The sequence below is a fragment of the Oceanicola sp. D3 genome, from assembly GCF_006351965.1.
Classification (GTDB): domain Bacteria; phylum Pseudomonadota; class Alphaproteobacteria; order Rhodobacterales; family Rhodobacteraceae; genus Vannielia.
In genome coordinates, this window is record NZ_CP040932.1 from 3,181,107 (window position 1) to 3,201,743 (window position 20,637).

The 20,637-nt window shown below is 63.8% G+C and carries 20 protein-coding genes; 10 read left to right on the forward strand and 10 right to left on the reverse strand.

Going from position 1 to position 20,637, the window contains the following annotated elements; genetic code table 11:
* Positions 1-114: 114 nt before the first annotated feature.
* The 5 genes from FHY55_RS15925 to FHY55_RS15945 all read left to right on the forward strand — a co-directional run bounded on the left by FHY55_RS15925 (position 115) and on the right by FHY55_RS15945 (position 4,621).
* Positions 115-1,134 (forward strand): TRAP transporter substrate-binding protein, encoded by a 1,020-nt coding sequence (locus tag FHY55_RS15925; protein WP_140015121.1) that lies wholly within the window; start codon positions 115-117, stop codon positions 1,132-1,134.
* Entirely contained in the window at positions 1,131-1,634 is a 504-nt protein-coding gene (locus FHY55_RS15930) for a TRAP transporter small permease (RefSeq protein ID WP_140015122.1), read from the forward strand. The genes FHY55_RS15925 and FHY55_RS15930 overlap by 4 nt, the downstream gene beginning before the upstream one ends.
* A complete protein-coding gene (locus tag FHY55_RS15935) occupies positions 1,627-2,913 on the forward strand; it encodes a TRAP transporter large permease (protein WP_140015123.1) in 1,287 nt (428 codons plus the stop codon). The genes FHY55_RS15930 and FHY55_RS15935 overlap by 8 nt, the downstream gene beginning before the upstream one ends.
* 167 nt (positions 2,914-3,080) lie before the next feature.
* The gene (locus FHY55_RS15940; RefSeq protein ID WP_140015124.1) at positions 3,081-3,533 is read left to right on the forward strand and encodes a MarR family winged helix-turn-helix transcriptional regulator; all 453 of its coding nucleotides are present in this window, start codon (positions 3,081-3,083) and stop codon (positions 3,531-3,533) included.
* A 203-nt stretch (positions 3,534-3,736) separates the two neighbouring features.
* Positions 3,737-4,621: a dioxygenase gene (locus FHY55_RS15945; RefSeq protein ID WP_140015125.1), complete on the forward strand. Its 885-nt coding sequence runs from the start codon at positions 3,737-3,739 to the stop codon at positions 4,619-4,621.
* Between the two features lie 127 nt (positions 4,622-4,748).
* On the opposite strand, the gene FHY55_RS15950 is transcribed toward FHY55_RS15945, so the two are convergent.
* The 5 genes from FHY55_RS15950 to dctP all read right to left on the reverse strand — a co-directional run bounded on the left by FHY55_RS15950 (position 4,749) and on the right by dctP (position 9,463).
* A complete protein-coding gene (locus FHY55_RS15950) occupies positions 4,749-5,690 on the reverse strand; it encodes a LysR family transcriptional regulator (protein WP_168223030.1) in 942 nt (313 codons plus the stop codon).
* Between the two features lie 88 nt (positions 5,691-5,778).
* On the reverse strand, positions 5,779-6,630 hold the full coding sequence (locus FHY55_RS15955; RefSeq protein WP_140015127.1) for an alpha/beta hydrolase: 852 nt from the start codon (positions 6,628-6,630) through the stop codon (positions 5,779-5,781).
* Between the two features lies 1 nt (position 6,631).
* Positions 6,632-7,918, reverse strand: coding sequence for a TRAP transporter large permease (locus tag FHY55_RS15960; protein WP_140015128.1), 1,287 nt, complete (start codon positions 7,916-7,918; stop codon positions 6,632-6,634).
* Between the two features lie 10 nt (positions 7,919-7,928).
* Positions 7,929-8,450 (reverse strand): TRAP transporter small permease, encoded by a 522-nt coding sequence (locus tag FHY55_RS15965; RefSeq protein ID WP_140015129.1) that lies wholly within the window; start codon positions 8,448-8,450, stop codon positions 7,929-7,931.
* A complete protein-coding gene (gene dctP / locus FHY55_RS15970; RefSeq protein ID WP_140015130.1) occupies positions 8,447-9,463 on the reverse strand; it encodes a TRAP transporter substrate-binding protein DctP in 1,017 nt (338 codons plus the stop codon). Before dctP ends, FHY55_RS15965 begins: the two co-directional genes overlap by 4 nt.
* A 223-nt stretch (positions 9,464-9,686) precedes the next feature.
* On the opposite strand from dctP, the gene FHY55_RS15975 reads away from it, so the two are divergent.
* Positions 9,687-10,166, forward strand: a complete 480-nt coding sequence (locus FHY55_RS15975; protein WP_140015131.1) for a DUF3237 domain-containing protein — start codon at positions 9,687-9,689, stop codon at positions 10,164-10,166.
* Positions 10,167-10,223: 57 nt separating this feature from the next.
* Here FHY55_RS15975 and FHY55_RS15980 read toward each other — a convergent pair whose 3' ends face one another.
* Positions 10,224-10,931 carry a FadR/GntR family transcriptional regulator gene (locus FHY55_RS15980; protein WP_254695348.1) on the reverse strand — a complete coding sequence of 236 codons (708 nt, stop codon included), beginning with the start codon at positions 10,929-10,931 and terminating at the stop codon, positions 10,224-10,226.
* Between the two features lie 52 nt (positions 10,932-10,983).
* Positions 10,984-11,979 (reverse strand): Gfo/Idh/MocA family protein, encoded by a 996-nt coding sequence (locus tag FHY55_RS15985; protein WP_168223031.1) that lies wholly within the window; start codon positions 11,977-11,979, stop codon positions 10,984-10,986.
* Positions 11,980-12,061: 82 nt separating this feature from the next.
* On the opposite strand from FHY55_RS15985, the gene FHY55_RS15990 reads away from it, so the two are divergent.
* From FHY55_RS15990 to FHY55_RS16005, 4 genes are all read left to right on the forward strand, one after another.
* Positions 12,062-13,018, forward strand: a complete 957-nt coding sequence (locus FHY55_RS15990; protein ID WP_168223032.1) for a dihydrodipicolinate synthase family protein — start codon at positions 12,062-12,064, stop codon at positions 13,016-13,018.
* Positions 13,019-13,049: 31 nt separating this feature from the next.
* On the forward strand, positions 13,050-14,045 hold the full coding sequence (locus tag FHY55_RS15995; protein ID WP_140015135.1) for a tripartite tricarboxylate transporter substrate binding protein: 996 nt from the start codon (positions 13,050-13,052) through the stop codon (positions 14,043-14,045).
* Positions 14,046-14,133: 88 nt separating this feature from the next.
* Positions 14,134-14,604, forward strand: a complete 471-nt coding sequence (locus FHY55_RS16000) for a tripartite tricarboxylate transporter TctB family protein (RefSeq protein ID WP_140015136.1) — start codon at positions 14,134-14,136, stop codon at positions 14,602-14,604.
* Entirely contained in the window at positions 14,604-16,130 is a 1,527-nt protein-coding gene (locus FHY55_RS16005; RefSeq protein WP_140015137.1) for a tripartite tricarboxylate transporter permease, read from the forward strand. The genes FHY55_RS16000 and FHY55_RS16005 overlap by 1 nt, the downstream gene beginning before the upstream one ends.
* A gap of 103 nt (positions 16,131-16,233) precedes the next feature.
* Here FHY55_RS16005 and FHY55_RS16010 read toward each other — a convergent pair whose 3' ends face one another.
* The 3 genes from FHY55_RS16010 to FHY55_RS16020 form a co-directional block, all read right to left on the reverse strand.
* Positions 16,234-18,435, reverse strand: a complete 2,202-nt coding sequence (locus FHY55_RS16010; RefSeq protein ID WP_140015138.1) for a TRAP transporter permease — start codon at positions 18,433-18,435, stop codon at positions 16,234-16,236.
* 100 nt (positions 18,436-18,535) lie between these two features.
* Entirely contained in the window at positions 18,536-19,504 is a 969-nt protein-coding gene (locus tag FHY55_RS16015; RefSeq protein ID WP_140015139.1) for a TAXI family TRAP transporter solute-binding subunit, read from the reverse strand.
* 123 nt (positions 19,505-19,627) lie between these two features.
* Positions 19,628-20,542 carry a LysR family transcriptional regulator gene (locus FHY55_RS16020; protein ID WP_140015140.1) on the reverse strand — a complete coding sequence of 305 codons (915 nt, stop codon included), beginning with the start codon at positions 20,540-20,542 and terminating at the stop codon, positions 19,628-19,630.
* Between the last annotated feature and the right edge of the window lie 95 nt (positions 20,543-20,637).

Consider the following 20,637-nt stretch of genomic DNA (forward strand, 5'->3'; position numbering starts at 1 on the left):
CGCATCGCGCGATGCCCCGCCGCATCTTCCCGGTTTCCAATCCCAAAAGCCAAAAACAAACCAACCCCAGCCGGTCCAACCCGGGCATGGCTGCTAGCTCTCAGGGAGACTACCATGAAGACCATTTCAAACGCACTGTTGGGCGCTGTCGCGAGCACCGTTCTTTCGGCAAGCGCCGGGTTCTCGGAAACAGTTCTGACGCTCAACAGCTGGTTGCCGCCGTCGCACCCCTACATTGCCGATCTGATCGAGCCTCTGGTCGCTGACATCGAAGAGGTCACCGAAGGCCGCGTCACGGTCAACGTGCTGCCCGCCCCGCTCGGCCCGCCCCCCGCCACCTTTGATCTGGTCAAGAACGGCGTTGCCGATATCGGCTACACCGTTCAGGGCTACAGCCCCGGTCGGTTCAAAACCTCGGCCATCGCGGAAATGCCGTTTCTGGGCGATGACGCCGTTGTCACCTCGGTTGCGTTTCAGCGTGTTCATGATGCGATGCTGGCCGAGGCCGGAGAGTATCAGGGCGTGAAGGTAATGGCCGTTCACACCCACGGCCCGGGGCATGTGTTCTCGACCAAGGAGATTTCGAGCCTCGACGACCTCAGCGGTCAGAAGCTGCGCACCGGCTCGGTTGTCGCGCATGATCTGGCGCAATCCTTTGGCGCCGTCCCGGTCGAAGGCCCGTCTTCCAAGGCGTACGAGCTGCTGAGCCAGAAAGTCGCCGATGGCATCATGTTCCCCTCGGAATCCATCAACTTCTTTCGCCTCAACGATCTTCTGTCCACGGCCTTCCTTGCCGAAGGCGGGATCTACAACACGGCCTTCATGATCGTGATGAACGAAAACAAGTGGAACCAGATCCCCGAGGAAGACCGCGCCCTGATCGAGCCGCTTCTGGGCGAGGCGCTTGCCGCGCGTGCGGGCGAGATGTGGAACAAGGCAGATGCCGCAGCCAATGAAACCCTGAGCGAGTCCCTGACCACCTACCAAGCCTCCCCCGAAGACATCGCCGCGCTGAAAGACCGCGTTCAGCCCGTGGTCGAGGCCACCATTGCCCTCGTCAACGAAACCGGCGTCGACGGTCAGGCAGCCTACGACATGCTGCAGGCCGAAATCGAGAAGCTGAGCGCGCAATGAGCCTGTTTGCCCAGAACGGCGCAACCGGTGGCCTGGCCCACCGGTTGCGCTTCGCCATCGCCTGCATTTGTGCAGTCTGTCTCTTGGCCATGATGTGTCTGACGGTCGCGGATGTTCTGGGCAGGTACATCATGAACGCCCCGGTGCCGGGCGCGGCAGAGGTCACGGAGTTGCTGCTGGCAACCTTTGTTTTCATCGGCCTGCCTGCAGCCAGCATCGACAAAGACCATATCGCAGTCGACGTGGTGACCTCTCGCTTCTCGGGCACGCGCGCCAGCGTGATGGAGATTGCGGTTTCCATCGTTTCGGCCTGCGTGCTGGCCATTGTCGCATGGCGCATCTGGATCGTCGGCAACCAGATCGCTGGCTACGCGGGCACAACACCAACCCTCAAACTCCCGCTTGCACCGGTGGCCTACGGCGCCGCTGTGCTTTGCCTCCTCGCAGCAATCGTGACCGTGGCGCTCGCTGCCAGTCACTGGAGAAATCGGCATGGCTGAATGGCAAATCGGACTGGGCATTCTCTTTGCAATGCTGCTGCTGGGCGTGCCGATCGGCCTGGCCCTCACACTCGTCGGCACAGTGGGCACCGCTGCCATCATCGGCTTTGAACCCTCGTTGTCCCTGCTCGGCCAGACCTATTTTGACAACGCGCGGCACTACAATCTCTCCATCCTGCCGCTGTTCCTGATGATGGGCAATTTCGTGGTACAATCGGGCATCGCGACGGATCTCTACACCGCGGCCAACGCCTGGCTGCGCCATCGCAAGGGCGGCCTGGCCATGGCCACGGTGGTCGCCTGTGGCGGGTTTTCCTCGGTCTGCGGATCGTCGCTGGCAACCGCATCTACCATGACCAAAATCGCCATGCCCTCGATGCGGAAGTATAACTACCCCGACGGGCTCTCCACCGGCGCAATCGCGGCGGGCGGCACGCTGGGTATCCTGATCCCGCCTTCGGTGATCCTCGTCTTCTACGGCATCATGACACAGCAGGACATCGGCAAGCTGTTCCTCGCAGGCGTGATCCCGGGAATCCTCGGTGTGATCCTCTACACGGTCGCCGTGCGGCTCTCGGTCAGCCTTGGAAACATGGAGCTGGAAACCCAGCCAAAGCTTCCTCTGGCACAGCGGCTTGCCGCGCTCAAAGGCGTGTTGGGGGCTATGGGGCTCTTCGTCTTCGTGATGGGCGGCATCTACCTTGGAATTTTCACCCCAACCGAAAGCGCGGGTATGGGGGCGGCCGGGGCGTTTTTGCTGGTGTTGCTGCAAGGGCGGCTGAACGGGCGGGACTTGCTGATCACGCTCTATGACACGGCAAAAACCACAGCCAGCATGTTCCTGATCCTGTTCGGCGCGCTGGTCTTTGCCAATTACGTCAACCTCTCGGGCATGAGCCGCGAGATACAAACGCTGGTTTCAGGCATCGGCAATCCGCTGACCGCGCTGATGGTCATCACGCTGATCTACATCGCGCTCGGCTGCGTGCTTGAAGGCCTGTCGATGATCACCCTGACGGTGCCGATCTTCTATCCAATCGTCGCGGGCCTCGGCTATGACCTGATCTGGTTCGGCATCTACGTCGTCATCGTCACCGAATTGAGCTACATCACCCCGCCGGTTGGGCTGAACGCATTTGTCCTGAAATCCGTGGTCAAGGACGTCAAGCTGAGCACGATCTTCAAAGGCCTGTTTCCATTCCTCTTCGTGGACATTCTGCGCCTGATCATCGTCTTGGCCTTCCCCGGCCTTGTCCTGCTCATTCCAAACCTGATGTAGACCGACCGCAGCTCAACCGGCGCCCCCGCAAGCATCCGCAATGCGCGGCGGGGGCGCCGGAGGAGAGCGCAGCACCGGAATGTCCCGCCAATATTCACGTCAATATTCACGTTACATATCGCGACACGCCCGTTAGATACCATCGCGATCCGAGCAGGAGGCCCAACGTGAAATCACGAATAAACGATGAACCCGAGTTCAAGAAACGATGGCCGTTTTTCTGGGTCAGCCAGATCAATGCAGCCTATGAAAACGCGCTGGAAAGACGCCTCAAGCACCTCGGCATCGACATCGCACGCTGGCGCGCCTTGATGAGCATCTACGATGACGGCCACCTTTCTGTCTCCGAAATCTCGGAACACTCCGCGCAAAAGCTCAACACCACAACAAAGGTGGTGCAGCGCATGGTCAAAGACGGGCTCGTCACAACGCGCGTCAGGCCAACAGATCGCCGCGTCACCGAAGTGAGCCTCTCGGAAAAGGGCGAGAAGCTGCGAGAGGAAGCCTTCAAGGAGGCGCAGATGATCTTCAACATGGTGTTCGCGGATCAGTCGGCGAAGGACATCGACGCCCTCAACCAGAAGCTCTCTCACCTGCATTCCAATCTGAAAAAGCTCTGAGCGGTTGGCCCGGGCTGCGCCCAAGAAGGCCAAGGCACCAGAGGCCCAATTACAAAGGTCAGCCCCCAGTTGGCGAGAGTATTGCCTGATACCAGCACCGGCATAGCGAAGCACCGGCAGCACATGGCACTAACGGAACATCTGGCAAACATGTCTTTGATTTGCCGCGCGTCAGTCAAATCGAACTCAAGGGAGGCAGAGCCATGACCAACATCACACCTAGCAAACCGATCCAGGATCTTTTGGATCGGGCCAGCGGCCTAGATCAGAAGGAAGGCGACACGCGCCTGAAGGCCGTTGTGCGCGATCTTCTGGAGCAGGTCTTTCACATTATCGAGCGCCACGACCTGACCGAAGACGAAGTCTGGGGAGCGGTCTCGTTTCTGGGCAAGGGCGCCGAGGAATACGGCCTCATGATGCCGGGTGTCGGCATTGAGCATTTCATGGATCTCGTGCTGGACGCTCGCGATGAAGAGGCCGGCATGGGTGGCGGCACACCGCGCACCATCGAAGGCCCGCTCTACGTTGAAGGCGCCCCCCTGAGCGAGGGCTCCGCCACAATGAGCGACAACGAAGATGAAGGCGAGCGTCTGATCATCACCGGTGTCGTCAAGAACGAAGCCGGGGATCCCCTGCCCGGCGCGGTTGTCGACGTGTGGCACGCCGATACGCGCGGCTTCTACTCTCACTTCGACCCGACAGAGCAGAACGCCCCCTTCAACAATCGCCGTAAAATCCGCGTGGGCGATGACGGGCGGTTTGAGATCACCACCATCATGCCCTCCGGCTATGCCTGCCCTCCGGGTGGCTCCACCGATACGCTGATGACCCTGCTCGGGCGTCACGCGGCCCGTCCGGCGCATGTGCATTTCTTCGCGGATGCAGAGGGCTATCGCCACCTGACAACGCAGATCAACATCGCCGACGACCCGCTTGTGAATGATGACTTTGCATTCGGCACGCGCGATGGCCTCGCACCGGAAATCACCCGCGAAGATGGTGTTGCCAAAATCCGGTTCGATCTGGAGCTGGTGTCCAGCACCAAAGGATCCGGCGAGCGATCCCACCGCGAGCGCCTGACCGCCTGATCAAGCGGGCCGACCGAACACGCCACAGGGCTTCGTGCTGTGGCAAGGCCGGGTGCAGACGGAGAACGCGTTTCTTCCCTGCGCCCGGCCAAATCGCCCAACAAGGGGCCGCGCGTAACGCCGGCCCCTACCTCAAGCCCCCAAAGCCCCTCATATGCGTAACAAAGGCCTCTGTTGCCGGCCCCGCGCGGGAGGCCGCCCAGAGCAGGCCGAGTGGGCGCAGCGGGGTGTCGATTTCGGTGGGCAACTCCCTGATCTCCCCCGAGGCAATCCAGGGCGCGGCCACGCTGCGGGGCAGCACGGCGAGGTATTTTCCGCTGGTCAGCATGTCCTTGGTCAGTTCGGGGATATGCATGATGACCTGACAGCGCGCCGCTTGCGGCCAGTCGTTCTCTTGGGCGACATCCTCAAACCTGTCGCGCGCCACCGAGCCAACGCGGTTGAGCAGCCATTTGCTGGCACCAAGCTCCTCGCTGCTGATCTCCACCCGCGCAGCCAGCGGATGGGTGGACCCGCAAACGGCAATCAACCTGTCTTCGACGCAGCGCTCAAAGGCCCAGCCCTCGGGGATAACGGCAGGCTCCCGCGTGCAGATCACGTCGATTGCATTGTCGGCAACGCCGCCCAGCGGGTCCGTGTCGGCGGTCTGCCAGAGATGCAGCTGGATGCTCGGGTGCTGCGTGGCAAAGCTGTCGAGCCTGCCCTGAATGATGCCGCCAAGCGCTGCGGGGCTGGCAGAAACCCGCACCACCCCGCCCTGCTGTTGCAGGCGGTTGGCCAGCCCCTCCGAGCCGTCCTCCAGCGCCGCAAGCACCCTGCGAGCCACGGGCAGCAATTCCTTGGTTGCCTCGGTCGGCTCAACCCCCTTGGCGTGGCGGAAGAACAGCTCGGTTTCCAGCAGGGTCTCCAACTCGCGGATCAGCTGCGAAATGGCGGGCTGGGTCATGTTCACCGCCCCCGCCGCCCGGCGCATGCTGCCCACCTCGCAGAGCGCGATGAGAACTTGCAGGTGCCGGAACTTGGCCTTGGCAACAAACCGGTTGAGCAGCGTGCTCGCACTGGGCGGCATATAAGGCATCCTTATCGTGCGTGGTGGCGCGATAATATTGCGATCAAGGGCGCCCTGTCGACAGTGGCTGCCCCTTGCGCCGGTGCGGTCAGGCCCGCGCCTGTGCCACGAGGAACTTCAGACAAGGCTCCACCGTATCGTCAAAGCCCTCGCCGCCATGCCGCCCGCCCGGCACCTCGATGAGGTCTACCTCGGTGCCACGCCCGGCCAGCACGTCCCGCACCCGGGCGCTTTGCAGCGGAGAAACAGCCGGGTCGGCGGTGCCATGAACCAGCAGCGTGGGCGGAAACACCTGCCCCACCTCCAGCGCAGCGGCGGCAACATCGGGGCTGGCGGCCTCAGCCGCCGCGCGGTTGGCCTGCGCATCGCAGCCCAGCAACCGGCTCTCCGGCGTGGGCAGCTCGGCGTTTTCGTTGCCACGCGGCACCTCATCGGCCTCGCGGTCATGCCAGAGCTGGTAGAGATTGGCAGGCGGAAACCACCCGACGAGCGCCCTGACCTCGGGGATCGTGCCCCGGGCAGAGATCACCCCGGCCCAAAGCGCCATATGCGCCCCCGAGGATTGCCCCCAAACGGTAAAGCGCGCGGTGTCATACCCGTAGTCCCCGGCCCGCGACGCAAGAAAGCCGACAGCGGTTTCAAGGTCCACCAGTTGCGCCGGCCAGATCGCCTGCTGCGAGTAGGTGTAATTCATCGAGGCCACGGCAAAACCAAGCGCCAACAGCCGGTCGAGCCGCTCGTATTTCAGCACATCCACCTTGTCGCCACGAAACCACGAGCCGCCGTGGATGAAGAGCACCAGCGGCGGATTGCTGACGCCTGCGGGGATGTAGAGATCAAGCTTGTTCCGCTCGCCCGCGCCATAGGGCAGATCGCGCACAAAGCTGTGGCCGGTTTTCGGGGCCGGAAGGGCCGCATCTGCTTTCAGAGCACTGTGCATGTCATCCCCCGAGCACGAGGTTGGGCAGCCATGTCGATACGGCCGGAACGAAGGTGACCAGCATCAACAGGCCGAGCATGATCAGGAAAAACGGGATGGTGCCGCGCAACACCTCGCTCACCGGCCTTCCGGTCACGTTAGACATGACGAAAAGGTTCAGCCCGATGGGCGGCGACAGCAAGGCCAGCTCGATGTTGATGACCATGACCACGGCGAAGTGCGTCATGTCGATGCCGAGCTGGCGCACCACCACAAAGACCACCGGCAGCACGATCAGAATGATCGCCACCCCCTCAAGGAACATGCCGAGGATCAGCAGGCAGGCGTTCATGATGAGCAAAAACTGCCAGGGCTTCAGGTCGCTCTCCAAGATGGAGGCAGCAAAGCTCTGCGGCACGCCAGATTTGATGATCCACGCGCTAACGAGCGTGGCCCCCATGATGATGAGGATGATCACCGAGGTCCGGTCGATCGCCGAGGTCAGCATGGCCGGAATGTCGCGCAGGCGGGCCGTGCGGTAGATGCAGAGCACCGCCACCAGCGCGCAAAGCACCCCCAGCACAGCGGCCTCCGTCAGCGTAACAAAGCCGCCATAAATACCGCCCAAAACGACGATGGGGATCAGGTAGGCCGGGAAGGCATGCACGTTGGCGCGGACAAGCCGCCGCGGCCCAACGAAGGGCTCGGCCTTGCCGCCCACCTTGTTGGCCACGGTGAAGATGAACAGGCAGAACAGCCCCGCCTGCAACAGCCCCGGGATCACCCCTCCGAGAAACAGGCGCGGAATGGACTCTTCAGCGATGAGGCCGAAAAGGATCATCGGCAGCGACGGCGGGATCAGGATGCCCAGCGTCCCGGCGGCGGCGGTGAGGCCCATGGCGAAGGAGGTCTTGTAGCCCTTCTCCTCCATCAGCGGCACCAGCAGCGTACCCATCGCCATCGTAGTGGCGGCAGAAGAGCCGGTGATGGCGGCAAACACCGCCGTCGCGGCCACGCCCGAAATCGCCAGCCCGCCCCGGATCCAGCCGATCCATGACAGGGCCGCGTCGAACAATATTCGCGCCAGCCCGCCGCCCTGCATCAGCACGGCAGAGAGGATGAAGAAGGGCACCGAGATCAGGATCGGGGATTGCAGGTGATCAAGCACATGCTGGCCCAGCCCTGCAATGGTGCGCCCTTCGGCCACCAGCAGGATCGAGGCCACGCCCATCAGCACGAGGTAGATCGGCGTGCCCATGGCAAGCAGGATCAGCACGGCCACGAGGGCGAGGACGATGAGAGTGGTCATGTCAGTTGCCTCAGTCGAATTGAGCTTGCTTGGCGCTCTCGCCAGTTGTCACCAACAGGCGGAACCGCTCGATGATGAAGAGCAGGTGCACCACAAAGGCCACCGGCAGCGCGGCATAAAGAATCCAGAAGGGCGTGCGCAGGGTGGTCTCGCTGCGTTCGTCCCAAAACAGGGCATCCTGCACCACGAGGTGCCCGGAGTAGATGAAGAACCCGGCCACGCCCATCGCGAAGACGAGGGCAAAAACCTCGGTGGCCATCTGCCCCTTCGGGCCGAAGCTGTTGTAGAGAAAATCCACCCGGATGTGCTGCGCGCGTTTTTCGATCCGGGCGACCCCAAGGAGGACCGCCCAGACCAGCAGAAAGACACAAATCTCGAACACCCAGTTCAGCTGAACCGAGGGCGATACCCAGCCAAAGCTGATGAGGTATCGCGCGGCGACGTTGTAGACGAGCAGGACAAAGGTAATGCCCAGCGCGCCCGCCGCGATCCAGCCGATCAGGCGGTCGAGAAATGCGATGGCGCGGCTCACTTGGAGGCGGCCTCGGTCACCAGCTCAACCAGCGTGGGGTCAAGCTCGTACTTGTCGATCACGGCCTGCTGCTGGCCCATCATCTTTTCGCGGACGGCAAGCGCGGCTTCCGGGTCGGCATCGGAGATGGTCACGCCCCACTCCTTGAGCGTTGCCCGCATCTCGGAGTCGACCGCCTCGTTGGCGACCCGCTGCTCGGTGACAACATCGTTCCAGACCTCGGTGAAAAGCGCCTGCTCCTCTTCGGTGAGGCTGCTCCAGTAATCCTGGCTGACGATGGGGATGAGGTAGCCGATGATCCCCTGGTCCCAGAAGCCATATTGCACGCCCACATCCGTCAGCTTTTGCTGCACGACCGACTCGATGGCGGCCATGGTGGCATCCACCGTGCCCTGCTGCAGCGCCAGCGGCATATCGGAACCGGGCATCACCACGGGAATGCCGCCCATGCCCTCAACAACAGCCGCCGGGCCAGCCCCGCCGGGGATACGCACCTGCAGGCCAACGAACTCGTCGAAGTTGCGCAGCGGCTTGCTGGTGGACCAGTAGTAAACCCGGCCCAGCACCGGCCAGTTGCCCGGCACCACGATGCCCATCTTCTCGGCCAGCATCCCGTTGAGCTTGGCCCCGACCTCGCCGTCGAGCATGGCCGAACGATCCTCGGCCGACATGCCCTTCAGCACTGGCAGATCGAGCACGTTGATGTTGGCCTCAACCCGGCTGAGGTAGGGCGAGGGCACGGTGGCCATGCCCACATCGCCGCGAGCAACGGCCTTGCCTACGTCGCGCGCGTTGTAGAGCTGGCTGGAGTCGAAAACCTTCGCCTTCAGAGCGCCGCCGGAGCGCTCGGTGAGGGCGGCGGCGAAATCGGTCATGGTGGTGGTCTGAATGTGCTGCGGCGGCGTGGCCGACGAGATGATCAGCTCGTCAGCAGCTTGGGCGGTGGTGGCAAGGGCTGCCAGTGCGGCAGCGGTGCCGCCCGCCGTGATCAGGTTGCGGAACGTGTTAAGCATCAATGTTGTCCTCCCTAGACAGCGGACTGGCCGCTTGGCAGCAGGCTATGCCAGCAAAGCGATAGGTTTAAAATAAATTGTGCAGGGTAGCGATAAGCGAATTCTATCACCCCGCACATTGCGGCCCAACATGCCCCCCCAATCACCGCCCCTGATAGGCAAAGCCCGGCAGCGATAAGGCTTTCGCACTCCTTTCACGCCCCAAAACCCGCTAGGTGAAAGCATGATTGATTCCGAAGTTCTCGCAGAAATCCCCCCAACGCCCCCCGTCACCCAGCTCGTCTGGACGGCAATCGTCGACGTGGCCGACCGGATCGACCTTGGGGCGAGCGCCCTCGGTCATCGCTTCATGGTGCCCATCCTCGGCGGGCGGTTTTACGCGGGTCCACAGATGGACGGGCTGGAGGGCGAAGTGCTGGCGGGCGGCGCAGACCGGCAGTTGCTGAGGCCCGATGGCGTGAAAGAGCTGGATGCGATCTACGAAATGCGCACCGAGGACGGCACCGTTCTGAGCCTGCGCAACCGGGTGATCGTGGATGAAACACGCACGCCCGAGCGCTACGCGATGTCGACCATCCAAGTCTCCGCCCCTGAGGGCCGTTTTGCATGGCTCAACCGGCGGCTCATCATCGGCACCCTGCAATCGGCCCGCCCAAAGCGGCAGGCCGTGGTGGTGCGCGCCTGGCTCGCCGACCAGCCCTGAACGGGCGAGCCATGGCGGGCCAAAGCCCCCACCGCCGCCCTGTGCCTTGTTGGGCCCTCAGCCCTGCTCGCCGATGAACATCCGGTCCCGCGCGCCTTCAAGATGCACCCGCATGGAATCGCGCGCCGCCTCCGGGTCAGCCGCCACGATCGCATCGAGAATGGCGCGATGTTCGGCTTCAACCACGTTGTTTCGCTGCGGCGCGGAGTGCAGAGTAAGACTGCGCGACAGATGCATGCCAAAGGCAACCTGACGCGCGAGCATGTCCATCACCGACACGTGGAAAGGGTTGCCGGTGCAGCGTGCCACGGCCTTGTGAATCTCAAGATCCGCCTCGGTGCCCAGCTCGTGCTGGAGGTAGGATTCCTCAAAATGCTGCACCGCTTCGCTGAGCGCGGCCATCTGCTCCTCGGTGCGCCGCTGCGCGGCCCATGCCGCGCAGGCAGGCTCAAAATCCAAGCGAAACTCGTAGCACCGCTGGATGTCCGACATGGAGTTGAGCGGCACGATGGAGGGCACCGAGCTGTCGGGGCGGCGGGCCACGTAGTTGCCCGAGCCCTGCCTTGTGGAGATGATGCCATCCTCCCGCAGCCGCGCCAGCGCCGCCCGCACCACCGGGCGCGAAACGCCCATCGCCTTGGCCATCGCCGTCTCCGAGGGCAGCCGTGCGCCGGTGGCATAGACGCCCTTGATGATGTCACCGAGCAGTTGATCGTATATGTGATCCGACAGCGTTGGCTCACGCTCTTGGGGATGGTCTGCCACTCTCTCGCTTCGCTCCTGCTCCAAGGTGCGAGCCATTGAAGGACGCGCGGGCTCAGATGGCAACACCTGCCGCCACATAGATGCCCTCCATCAGGCGCAGGGTCTCAAGGTTGTCGAGCCGGTCGGTCGGAAAGGGCGTGCCCTCGCGCAAGCCGGTGACAAAGGCCGAGACGGCGCCGGTGAAACACGCCTGATAGTTCGCCTTGAGGTCATGCACCGTCACCGGCTCCTCGCGCGACATCAGGCGCAGAACCTCGCGGTCAAGCACAAGGCTGTCGGCCTCGCCAAGCACCTCCAGCCGGTCGGTGGGCAGGGGCGGGTAACCCAACGCAGAGATGTTGGCATCAATCACCACCAGCGCCCCGTCCCGCGTGCGCAGCGTGACAAGCGCCACATCCTCCCCCTCAAGCTCGGGATTGATCTGGTCAAGCGTGGCGCTCTCCACCACCATCTCCCCGAAGATCGAGCGCAGCGCATCGAGGTGGTGGATCAACACCTCAAACACCACCAGCCGCCGGAAGCTGCCCATGTAGGGCTGACGCCCCAGCAAAAAGGGCACCCTCCCGGGGTAGTCATACATCGAGCTGGAACGCACCGTCATCCGGGCATGGCGCACCCTGCCCACCTCGCCCGCCTGCACCCGCTGGGCAACTTCGGCAAAATGCGGACGGAATCGGTAGTTCTCATGCACCATGAAGCGCACCCGCTCGCCGACCTTTTCGATCAGCGCCTCGGCCTCGGCAACCGTGGGCGTAAGCGGTTTCTGGCACATCACATGCACGCCCCGGTCGGCGGCCATCTCCACCAGCGGTGCATGGCTGGCGACAGGGGTGATAATGTCGATCGCATCGGGCTGCGTGGCCTCCAACATCTCGGCAACGTCCGTGTAAACCGCCGGAATCCCGAACTCTTCGGCCCGCGCCCGCGCTTTGCCCTCATCCGGGTCGCAGATGGCGGCAAGGGTCACACCCTCCTGCGCCTGCCAGCCCTTGAGGTGGAATTCACTGATCGCGCCTGCACCCGCGATGACGATTTTCAGCTCTTGCATTTGAACCTCCAGAAAAAATCTCTTGCCAAGCGCGTAACCTGTTTTTACCAATATTACAAATATTGACCAATCTAGGCCAGACATGCGCAAATCCGTTACCCCCGCCGACCTCGCCCGCTCCGTTGTGGCGGTGCCACCCCTTGCCCGCAGCGCGGATGGCGCGTTCGACATGGCCGCCAACAAGGCGCTGATCGAACACATGGAACAGGGGGGCGTCGATACGCTGCTCTACGGCGGCAACGCGCTGGCCCAGCACTGGCCAATCAGCAAAACAGCAGAGTGGCTGGACGCGCTGGAGTCGCTGGTGGCGGAAGACACCTGGCTGATGCCTTCGGTCGGTTGCGACGGTGGCAAGCTGGTGGATCAGGCAGAGATTTTGGCAGGCCGGGGCTACCCGGTGGCACTGCTCCTGCCGATGGTGCCGCCCCGCACCGATGCCGGCAGCGCCGAGGCCCTGCGCCGGTTCCACGGCGAGACCGGCACCCAGCTGATGGCCTATATCAAAACCGATGGCTACATGCCCGCCGCCGATCTGGAGCAACTCGCCGCCGAGGGTGTGCTCTTTGGCGTCAAATACGCCGTGCCACGCACCGATGGCGCACGCGATGCCTATCTTGACGCGATCATCAGCGCCATCGGCGCCGAGCGGATCATCTCGGGCTTTGGCGAGCCCCCTGCCCTTGCGCACATGCTGGACTACGGGCTTGCGGGCTTTACCGCAGGCTGCGTCTGCCTCGCACCGCGCATCTCCATGCGCATCCTGCATGCGCTTCAGGCCGGGGATCGGCAGGCCGCCGAGGCCGCCTTGCAGGCCATGCTGCCGCTTGAGGCCCTGCGCAGCGAAATCAACGAAATCCGCGTGCTGCACGAGGCCATTGGCCTCTCTGGCTTGGCAGAGTGCGGCCCGGTCCTCGCCCTCTCTTCGGACCTCTCCGAAGAGGAGCGCGCGCGCGTCGCACCCGTGGCACAGGCCCTGCTCGACGCCGAGCGGGCTTTGGAACATGAAACTGCCGGGACGCCCCTGAGCAGCGTCACCTGAAACGATTCATCTAAGGGAGGAGAACACCAACATGAGCAAACCCATCAAATTAGGCCGCCGCGCCATTCTGGCCGGGGGAACGGCCGCCGCCGCCCTCGCTCTGGCCCCGGGCAGCGCCTTCGCCGCCGGATACCCCGAGCGCCCCGTCACCGTTGTCGTGCCATGGGGCGCGGGCGGCGGCACCGATGCCACCGGCCGGATGATCGCAGCCCGGCTGGAGAAAAAGCTCGGCGGCAGCTTCAACGTGGTCAACCGCACCGGCGGCTCTGGCGTGGTCGGCCATAGCGCCATCGCCAATGCCGATCCGGACGGCTACACCATCGGCCTCGTCACGGTGGAAATCACCATGATGCACCACGTCGGCCTCACCGAGCTGACGGCAGAAGATTACACCCCGCTCGGCCTGATGAACGCCGACAGCCCCGGCGTGACCGTCTCCGCCGACAGCGAGTATCAGGACATCGCCAGCCTGACCGAAGCGATCAAAGCCTCCGAGCCGGGCACCTTCAAGGCGTCGGGCACTGGCCAAGGCGGCATCTGGCACCTCGCGCTGATCGGCTGGCTGATGTCGGAAGGTCTGGCACCCGATCACGTCACCTGGGTGCCCTCCGAAGGTGCCGCGCCCGCCCTGCAGGATCTCGTCGCCGGAGGTGTCGACCTCATCACCGTGTCGCTGGCCGAGACCAAATCCATGGTGGATGCAGGCCGCGCGGTAAACCTCGCGCTGATGGCCGACGAGCGTGTCGGCTCTCACCCCGACGTGCCAACCCTGAAAGAGGCCGGCGGCGCGTTTGCCCTGTCAACATGGCGCGGCATCTGCGGCCCGAAGGACATGGACGAAGCCGCTGCCTCTGCCATTTCCGGCGCGCTGGCGGAGATTGCCGAAGATCCGGAGTTCGTCGAGTTCATGAACAGCCGCGGCTTTGGCATCAAGTATCTGGACCCGGCCGCCCATGCCGCCATGATGGCAGATACCGATACCGTGATGGAGCAGGCGCTTGGCGCGGCGGGCCTCACGTCGGGCTGATCGTCCGACCGGCGCGCACGGCCATGAATAATCGGGAAGGGCGCCCTTACCGGCGCCCTTTTCGGCAGGTTGAACAGGGGGGAGACAGATGCAGATGCGAGACGCGCTGCTCGGGGGGCTCTTTGCCTGCCTGGGTATCTTCATGATGGTTCAGGCGGCGGGGTTTCCGGCCTTTCCGGGCCAGCCCTACGGTGCCTCTCTGCTGCCGGGCCTGCTTGGGGCAGGCTTCATCATCGCAGGCGGCATCCTCGCGGCGCAAGATCTGCTCGGGCGCGTGGGCGCGCCGTGGGTCGCCTTCGATGAGGCCCTGCGCAGCCGCAACGGGTTGATCTCGGCGGCACTGATGGTCGCCACGGTGCTGGCGCATATCCTGCTCGGCGGCTGGCTCGGCTTCATCCCGGTGGCGCTCGTCACCCTCTGCGTCATCTTCCTCTGGTTCGGCGTCCGCCTGCTGCCCGCCCTGCTGATCGCGGCGGCGAGCACCGCGCTCTGCTGGGTGCTCTTCGCCATCTTCCTTGAGGTTCCGCTGCCGCGCGGTCTTCTGGTGGGGATCGTCTGATGGTGTCCTTCGACGTTCTCGCCCAAGCCGCCGCGCTGGCCTTCACATGGGAGGTCTTGCTGGTGGTGCTCTGCGCCGGGGCCTTTGGCATGTTCGTGGGCGCCATGCCCGGGCTCACCGCCACCATGGCCACCGCGCTGCTGGTGCCGGTCACCTTCTTCATGGAGCCGATCCCGGCGGTGGCGGCGATCGTCACCGCAAGCGGCATGGCGATTTTCGCAGGAGACATCCCCGGCGCCCTGCTGCGCATGCCCGGCACGCCTGCCTCTGCCGCCTATGTGGAAGACAGCCACCGCCTCGCTCTGGAGGGCAAGCTGAACCTCTCGCTCGGCACCAGCCTCATCGTGTCCTGCCTCGGCGGGCTGTTCGGGGTGGCGGTGCTGATCCTCGCCGCGCCGCTGCTGGCCGAATTCGCCCTCAAGTTCACCTCCTTCGAGTATTTCTGGCTCGCCGCGCTCGGCCTGTCCTGCGCCATCTTCATTGCCTCCGACAACCCGCTGAAGGCCGGCGTGTCGCTGCTGATCGGCCTGTCCCTCGCCACCATCGGGCTGGACCCGGCCTCGGGCACCCCGCGCTTCACCTTCGGCAGCACCGACCTGCTGGCCGGGATCGAGTTTGTGCCCGCCATGATCGGCCTCTTCGCCATGGCCGAAATCCTGCGCGGCGCGATCCGGCTGAAGGGCGCAAGCCCCCTGCCCCAAGTGCCCTCCACCGGCGGACGGCTCTTCGCCGGGGTCGGAGGCATCATCAAGCGCTACCCGCTGAACATCCTGCGCAGCTCAACGCTGGGCACCTTCATCGGCGCCCTGCCGGGGGCTGGCGCGGATATCGCGGCATGGATCTCCTATGCCGTCTCCAAACGCTTCTCGCGCAGCCCGGAGCGCTACGGCAAGGGCCACCCCGAAGCGCTGGTCGATGCCTCGGCAGCCAACAACGCCGCCGTGGGCGGCTCGTGGATTCCCGCGCTGGTCTTCGGCATCCCGGGCGATAGCGTCACCGCCATCGTCATCGGCGTGCTCTACATGAAGGGCATCAACCCCGGGCCGATGGTTTTTCTGCAAACACCGCAGGTGATCTACGCGGTGTTCATGATCTTCGTGATCGCGGTGATCCTGATGGTCCCGCTCGGCTGGGTCACCATCAAGGCGGCGCGCGGGTTGCTTTCGGTGCCCCGCCGCATCCTCCTGCCGCTGATCCTCACCTTCTGCATCGTCGGCTCCTTCGCCCTCACCAACTCCCCCTATGGCATCATCCTGATGCTGGCCATCGGGCTGCTCGGCTGGGTGCTGGAAGACAACGGCTTTCCCGTCGCGCCAATCATCCTCGGCCTCGTGCTGGGGGGCATGCTGGAGCGCACCTTCCTGACCTCGATGATCAAGTCCGGTGGCGCGTTCATGGGCTTCTTCGACCGTCCGGTGGCCGCCGTGCTGGGCTGCATGGTGCTGCTGCTCTGGTCCGGCGTGCTGGCCTCATCGGCCTGGAAGGCCTGGGCACGGCGCAAGGCGCGGGCGGAAGCGGCGCAATAACCCATCGCGCCGCTGCCACTGCTGCCACACAAGCCGTCAACCCATCCGCGCACCACCTCGCACAAGCAGCGCGAGGCTGGCACTTGGGCGGCTCACCCCAGCGTCAGTCAGCCCCGCCAGCCGCCTCGGCGGTCGTCCCGCGTGCCTTCTGGAAGAGAACCAGCAGCACCGCGATGCCCACGCCGATTGCGTCCGTCAGCCAACCACCGGCAATCATCGTCAGCCCGCCTGCGCCCAAAGCCAGACGCACGGCCAAGTTCGCGTGGCCAAAGAACCACCCCTGCACAGCGCAAGACAGCAAGTAGACGCCAACCAAGGCCGTCACGGCGATATGGGCGATCTCAAACCAGCTTCCGTCCAGCAACATCGCGGGCGAGTAGAAGAACATGTAGGGCACCACAAAGGCGGCAAGCCCGATCTTGAAGCTCTCCACCGAGGTGCGGATCGGGTCCGACCCGGCCAGCGCCGAGCCCGCATAGGCGGCCAGTGCCACCGGCGGGGTGATGGCCGACATCACCGCGAAGTAGAAGATGAACAGATGCGCGGTCAGCGGCGCGACGCCCAGGTTGATAACCCCGGGCGCGATGACCGACGCGGCAACGGCATAGGCCGCCGTCGTCGGCATCCCCATGCCAAGAATGATCGACACCACCATCGCAAAGAACAGCGCGAGAAACTGGCTTTGGTCCGCCAGCGCCAGAAGCACCGTCGAAAAGCGCGAGCCAATGCCGGTCAGCGCGATGACGCCCACAATGATGCCCGCCGTGGCGCAGACCGCCACCAGTTGCAGCACCATCCGCGCACCGTTGTCGAGCGCCTGAAACAGCTGTCGCGGCCCCATGCGGTGCGGCGTCAGCCAAGACACCACGGCAGCCGTCACCATCGCCAGCGTGCCACAGCGGATCACGGAGTAGCCCGCAAACAGCGCGTAGATCAGCACCACGATCGGCAGGAACAGATAAATCTGCTTGGCCAGCTTCGCAAACTTGGGCAGCTCGTCGCGCGGCAGGCCCTTCATGTTTGCCTTCTTCGCGGCAAGGTCGACCATGAAGTAGACCGAGACGAAGTAGATCACCGCGGGGATGATCGCGGCATAGACGATCTCCATGTAGGAGATGCCGGTGATCTCGGCCATGATGAAGGCGCCCGCGCCCATGATCGGCGGCATGATCTGCCCGCCGGTGGAGGCAGCGGCCTCAACCGCGGCAGAAGTTTGCGGGCGATAGCCCACCTTCTTCATCATCGGAATGGTCAGCGAGCCGGTGGCCACCACGTTGCCCGCCGAGGTGCCGTTGATCATGCCCATCAGGCCCGAGGCAAAGATCGCCACCTTGGCCGGCCCGCCGCGCCGGTGCCCGGCGGCCGCGAAGGCGAGGTTGACGAAGTATTCGCCCACCCGCGTGGTTTGCAGGAAGGCCGCAAAGATCACGAAGAGGATGATATAGGTCGATGAAATCGCAATCGGCGCGCCCAGCACCCCGTTGTCGGTGAAGATGTAAGAGAAGAACCGCTTCACGTCATAGCCGCGATGCTCGAAGATCCCCGGCAGCCACGGCCCGGCAAAGGCATAGGCCACGAAAACCCCGGCAATGATGACAAGCGCCAGCCCGGCAAGGCGGCGGGTCAATTCGATGATCAGCAAGCAGCCGGTGATGGCAGACCACATGTCCCCCGGCAGCGCCATGGGCATCCCGGCGCGCAGCTGGAGCTGCCGGGCGAAGAAAATCAGATAGGCCGTGAAAGCAACGGCAGAGACGGCAAGCAGCACATCCCCCGGCGCAAACAAGGCACGGCGGCGGTGCGGGAATACCCAGCCATGAACGATGGCCAGCACCGTGCCAAGGCAAAGCGGAATCCCGAAGCTCGACATCGCCCATTGCGGCGGCAGCATCTCTCCCAGAACCTGCCCATTGATCCAGATCGCCACAACGCCAACCGCGCCATAGAGAATCCCCGCCCCGGCAAGGCCCAGCATCGCCAGAGACAGCGGGCCACCCTTTTCGGGTTCGTTCGGGTCATGAATGAACGGCGTCGAGCCGAACAGAAGAAACCCAAGAAGCAAACCGCCGCCCACATGGCTCAGCCGGTAGGCCCAGGTTTCCAGCGGGTAAACGTTCATCACCAGTAGGTGAAACACCGCGTAGCCAACACAAAGGCACGCAATCAGCATGTTGCGGGGCCCGACAAACAGCCTCTGGTTCAGCGCAACGGGATCGGCATCCACGTTGGCCCGGGCCAGTTCCTGCTCAAGCGCCGAGGCGGCGTCGGCCTCGGATTGGGTATGCGTATCCTGCGCGTTGCTCATGGAGATGGGTCGCTCGCCTGCTAGGTGGAAATTCGGGCGGAGGGCTTGTGCCTCTCCGCCCGTTTGTTGACATCAACGAGTTGTTGCCAGTGCCTTGGTCTTAGTCGACCGAGGGCACCTCATAGCCGTTCTCTTCGAACCAGCGGGCAGCACCCGGGTGGAACGGGATCACGGTGTTTTTGGCAACGTTCTCCGGCAGCGTTTCCTTGGCAGCCGCGTGGTTCGTCATCATCCGCTCGTGGTTTTCCATGGCGAGGGCGGTGATCGCATAGGCCAGCTCTTCGGGCATGTCCTGATGCGCGATGGCAAAGTTCCACAGCGAAACGGTCTGCAGATCTTCAGGCTGGTCCTCGTAGGTGTTGGCCGGGATGGTGAACTCGGCCATGGCCGGAACGATTTCCTTCATCGTCGCCAGGGTCTCGTCATCCATCGAGATGAACCGCACGTCGTTTTCCACGGCGAGCTGGGCATAGGCGCCGGTGGGCAGGCCCGCAGCATAAACGAAGGCGTCAATCAGCCCGTCCTTGAGCTGCCCGGCCGTATCCGAACCGCCAGCGTTGGAGATGTTCACACCCTCATAGCCTTCGGCGTTCTCAAAGAAGCGGGTCCAGTAGGTTGCCGAGGTGCCGCCAGCCGGGCCAACGCCAACGCGCTTGCCGGCCATGTCCTGAAAGCTTTCGATGTCGGACGATGCCAGAACAGCCGCCTGAAGCGGGGTCTGATACATCGGGAACAGCGCGCGCACATTCTCATGCGGCACACCCGGCATCAGCGGGCTTTCACCGCGGCGGGCCTCGTCTGCGGGGCCAAGCGTGACAAAACCAAGCTGGTGCTCGCCGCTTTCCACGAGGGTCACGTTCTGCACCGGGCCGCCGGTGATCTCGACGCCAGCGTTAACGCCCAGCTCTTCGCTGATCATCGCGCCAAAGCCGCTGCCGTAGCCAAAGTAGGTGCCACCCTGGCTGCCGGTGCCGATGGTCAGGCTGCTGGGCCAGTCAGACTTGTCCTGAGCGGCGGCCGGCAAGGCCACTGCGCATGCTGCGGCAGCAATAATTGTGGTAAATTTCATGGTATCCTCCTCCGTGTATTCCCATTTGATGCACCGGAACACGGCACATCCTCCGCCTTGAACATTGGGAGAAGGACCGTGCCGGACTCAATTCAGCACGGATTATATTCACTCTTGATATAATCAGGCCGAGGCCTCCAGCGCCTCCAGCTGAAGGTTCAAAACATGCAAGAAATCATCCCTCAGCGGGTCGCGGGTGCCCCTTGCCCATGCGGCGGCGAGGATGAGTTTCGCCTGCGAGGTCGCATCCGTCTTGGCCAGCGGCAAAAAGCGCACGCCCTCAACCCTCAGCCGCGCGGTCCAACGCGGCACAATCGCCAGCCCGGTGCCTGCGGCCACGAGGTTCACAATGGTCTGCTTTTCCTCCGCGATCTGCGCCACACGCGCCGTCAGCCCGGCGCCGAGGAATAGCGACATGGTCAAATCATGCGAATGCGGCCTCGACCGCCGGTCCGGAACGATCAGCGGCTCTTCGGCAAGATCGGCAATCTCGATCGATTCGCGGTCCGCCAGCGGATGCGACTTCGGCAGGGCCACAACGGCGGTTTCATAGAATAGCGTACGAAACACCAGCTTCGGGTCGCGCACATCCGGTGGCCGGCAGAAGGCGATGTCGAGGCTACCGCTCAGGAGTTTCGGCAAAAGGTAGATGGTTTTCTGCTCGATGATCTGAATTTCGAGCCCTGGCCGTGCCTCGTGCAGCGGTTGCAAGATTTGCGGAATCAGCCCGGCGGCGGCACTGTCGATGGCCCCCACCCGCAGCACATGCGGCTCGGCGCTGCGCACGGCGCGGGCCTTTTCCTCCAGCGTCTCTGCCTGCGCAATCAACGCGCGCGCATCTTCCAGCACGCGGGTGCCCGCCTCGGTCAGCGCCACCGCCCGCGTGGTCCGCTGAAAGAGGGCCACACCCAGATGATCCTCCAGCTGCTTCACATGCCGCCCAAGCGTCGCCGGAAGAATATCCAGCGACTGCGCGGCACGCCCAAAGTGCAGCACCTCTGCCGCCGCCAGAAAACACTTCAGTTGCGTGATGTTCACGATGGGGATCCGTTTCGACGTTTATTGCGAAAGCGTATATAATCGGTGCTCGATTGAGAAGCCCGAACCCTCACCTGTAAGCTCGCGCTCAAACT

Coding starts and splice junctions, on each gene's coding strand:
- FHY55_RS15990 (WP_168223032.1), top strand. CDS start 12,062: ATGCGCAAATCCGTTACCCCCGCCGACCTCGCCCGCTCCGTTGTGGCG.
- FHY55_RS16010 (WP_140015138.1), bottom strand. CDS start 18,435: ATGAGCAACGCGCAGGATACGCATACCCAATCCGAGGCCGACGCCGCC.
- FHY55_RS16005 (WP_140015137.1), top strand. CDS start 14,604: ATGGTGTCCTTCGACGTTCTCGCCCAAGCCGCCGCGCTGGCCTTCACA.
- FHY55_RS15960 (WP_140015128.1), bottom strand. CDS start 7,918: ATGACCACTCTCATCGTCCTCGCCCTCGTGGCCGTGCTGATCCTGCTT.
- FHY55_RS15945 (WP_140015125.1), top strand. CDS start 3,737: ATGACCAACATCACACCTAGCAAACCGATCCAGGATCTTTTGGATCGG.
- FHY55_RS15955 (WP_140015127.1), bottom strand. CDS start 6,630: ATGCACAGTGCTCTGAAAGCAGATGCGGCCCTTCCGGCCCCGAAAACC.
- FHY55_RS15935 (WP_140015123.1), top strand. CDS start 1,627: ATGGCTGAATGGCAAATCGGACTGGGCATTCTCTTTGCAATGCTGCTG.
- FHY55_RS15925 (WP_140015121.1), top strand. CDS start 115: ATGAAGACCATTTCAAACGCACTGTTGGGCGCTGTCGCGAGCACCGTT.
- FHY55_RS15995 (WP_140015135.1), top strand. CDS start 13,050: ATGAGCAAACCCATCAAATTAGGCCGCCGCGCCATTCTGGCCGGGGGA.
- FHY55_RS15985 (WP_168223031.1), bottom strand. CDS start 11,979: ATGCAAGAGCTGAAAATCGTCATCGCGGGTGCAGGCGCGATCAGTGAA.
- FHY55_RS16015 (WP_140015139.1), bottom strand. CDS start 19,504: ATGAAATTTACCACAATTATTGCTGCCGCAGCATGCGCAGTGGCCTTG.
- FHY55_RS15975 (WP_140015131.1), top strand. CDS start 9,687: ATGATTGATTCCGAAGTTCTCGCAGAAATCCCCCCAACGCCCCCCGTC.
- FHY55_RS15930 (WP_140015122.1), top strand. CDS start 1,131: ATGAGCCTGTTTGCCCAGAACGGCGCAACCGGTGGCCTGGCCCACCGG.
- FHY55_RS15950 (WP_168223030.1), bottom strand. CDS start 5,690: ATGCCGCCCAGTGCGAGCACGCTGCTCAACCGGTTTGTTGCCAAGGCC.
- FHY55_RS16000 (WP_140015136.1), top strand. CDS start 14,134: ATGCAGATGCGAGACGCGCTGCTCGGGGGGCTCTTTGCCTGCCTGGGT.
- dctP (WP_140015130.1), bottom strand. CDS start 9,463: ATGCTTAACACGTTCCGCAACCTGATCACGGCGGGCGGCACCGCTGCC.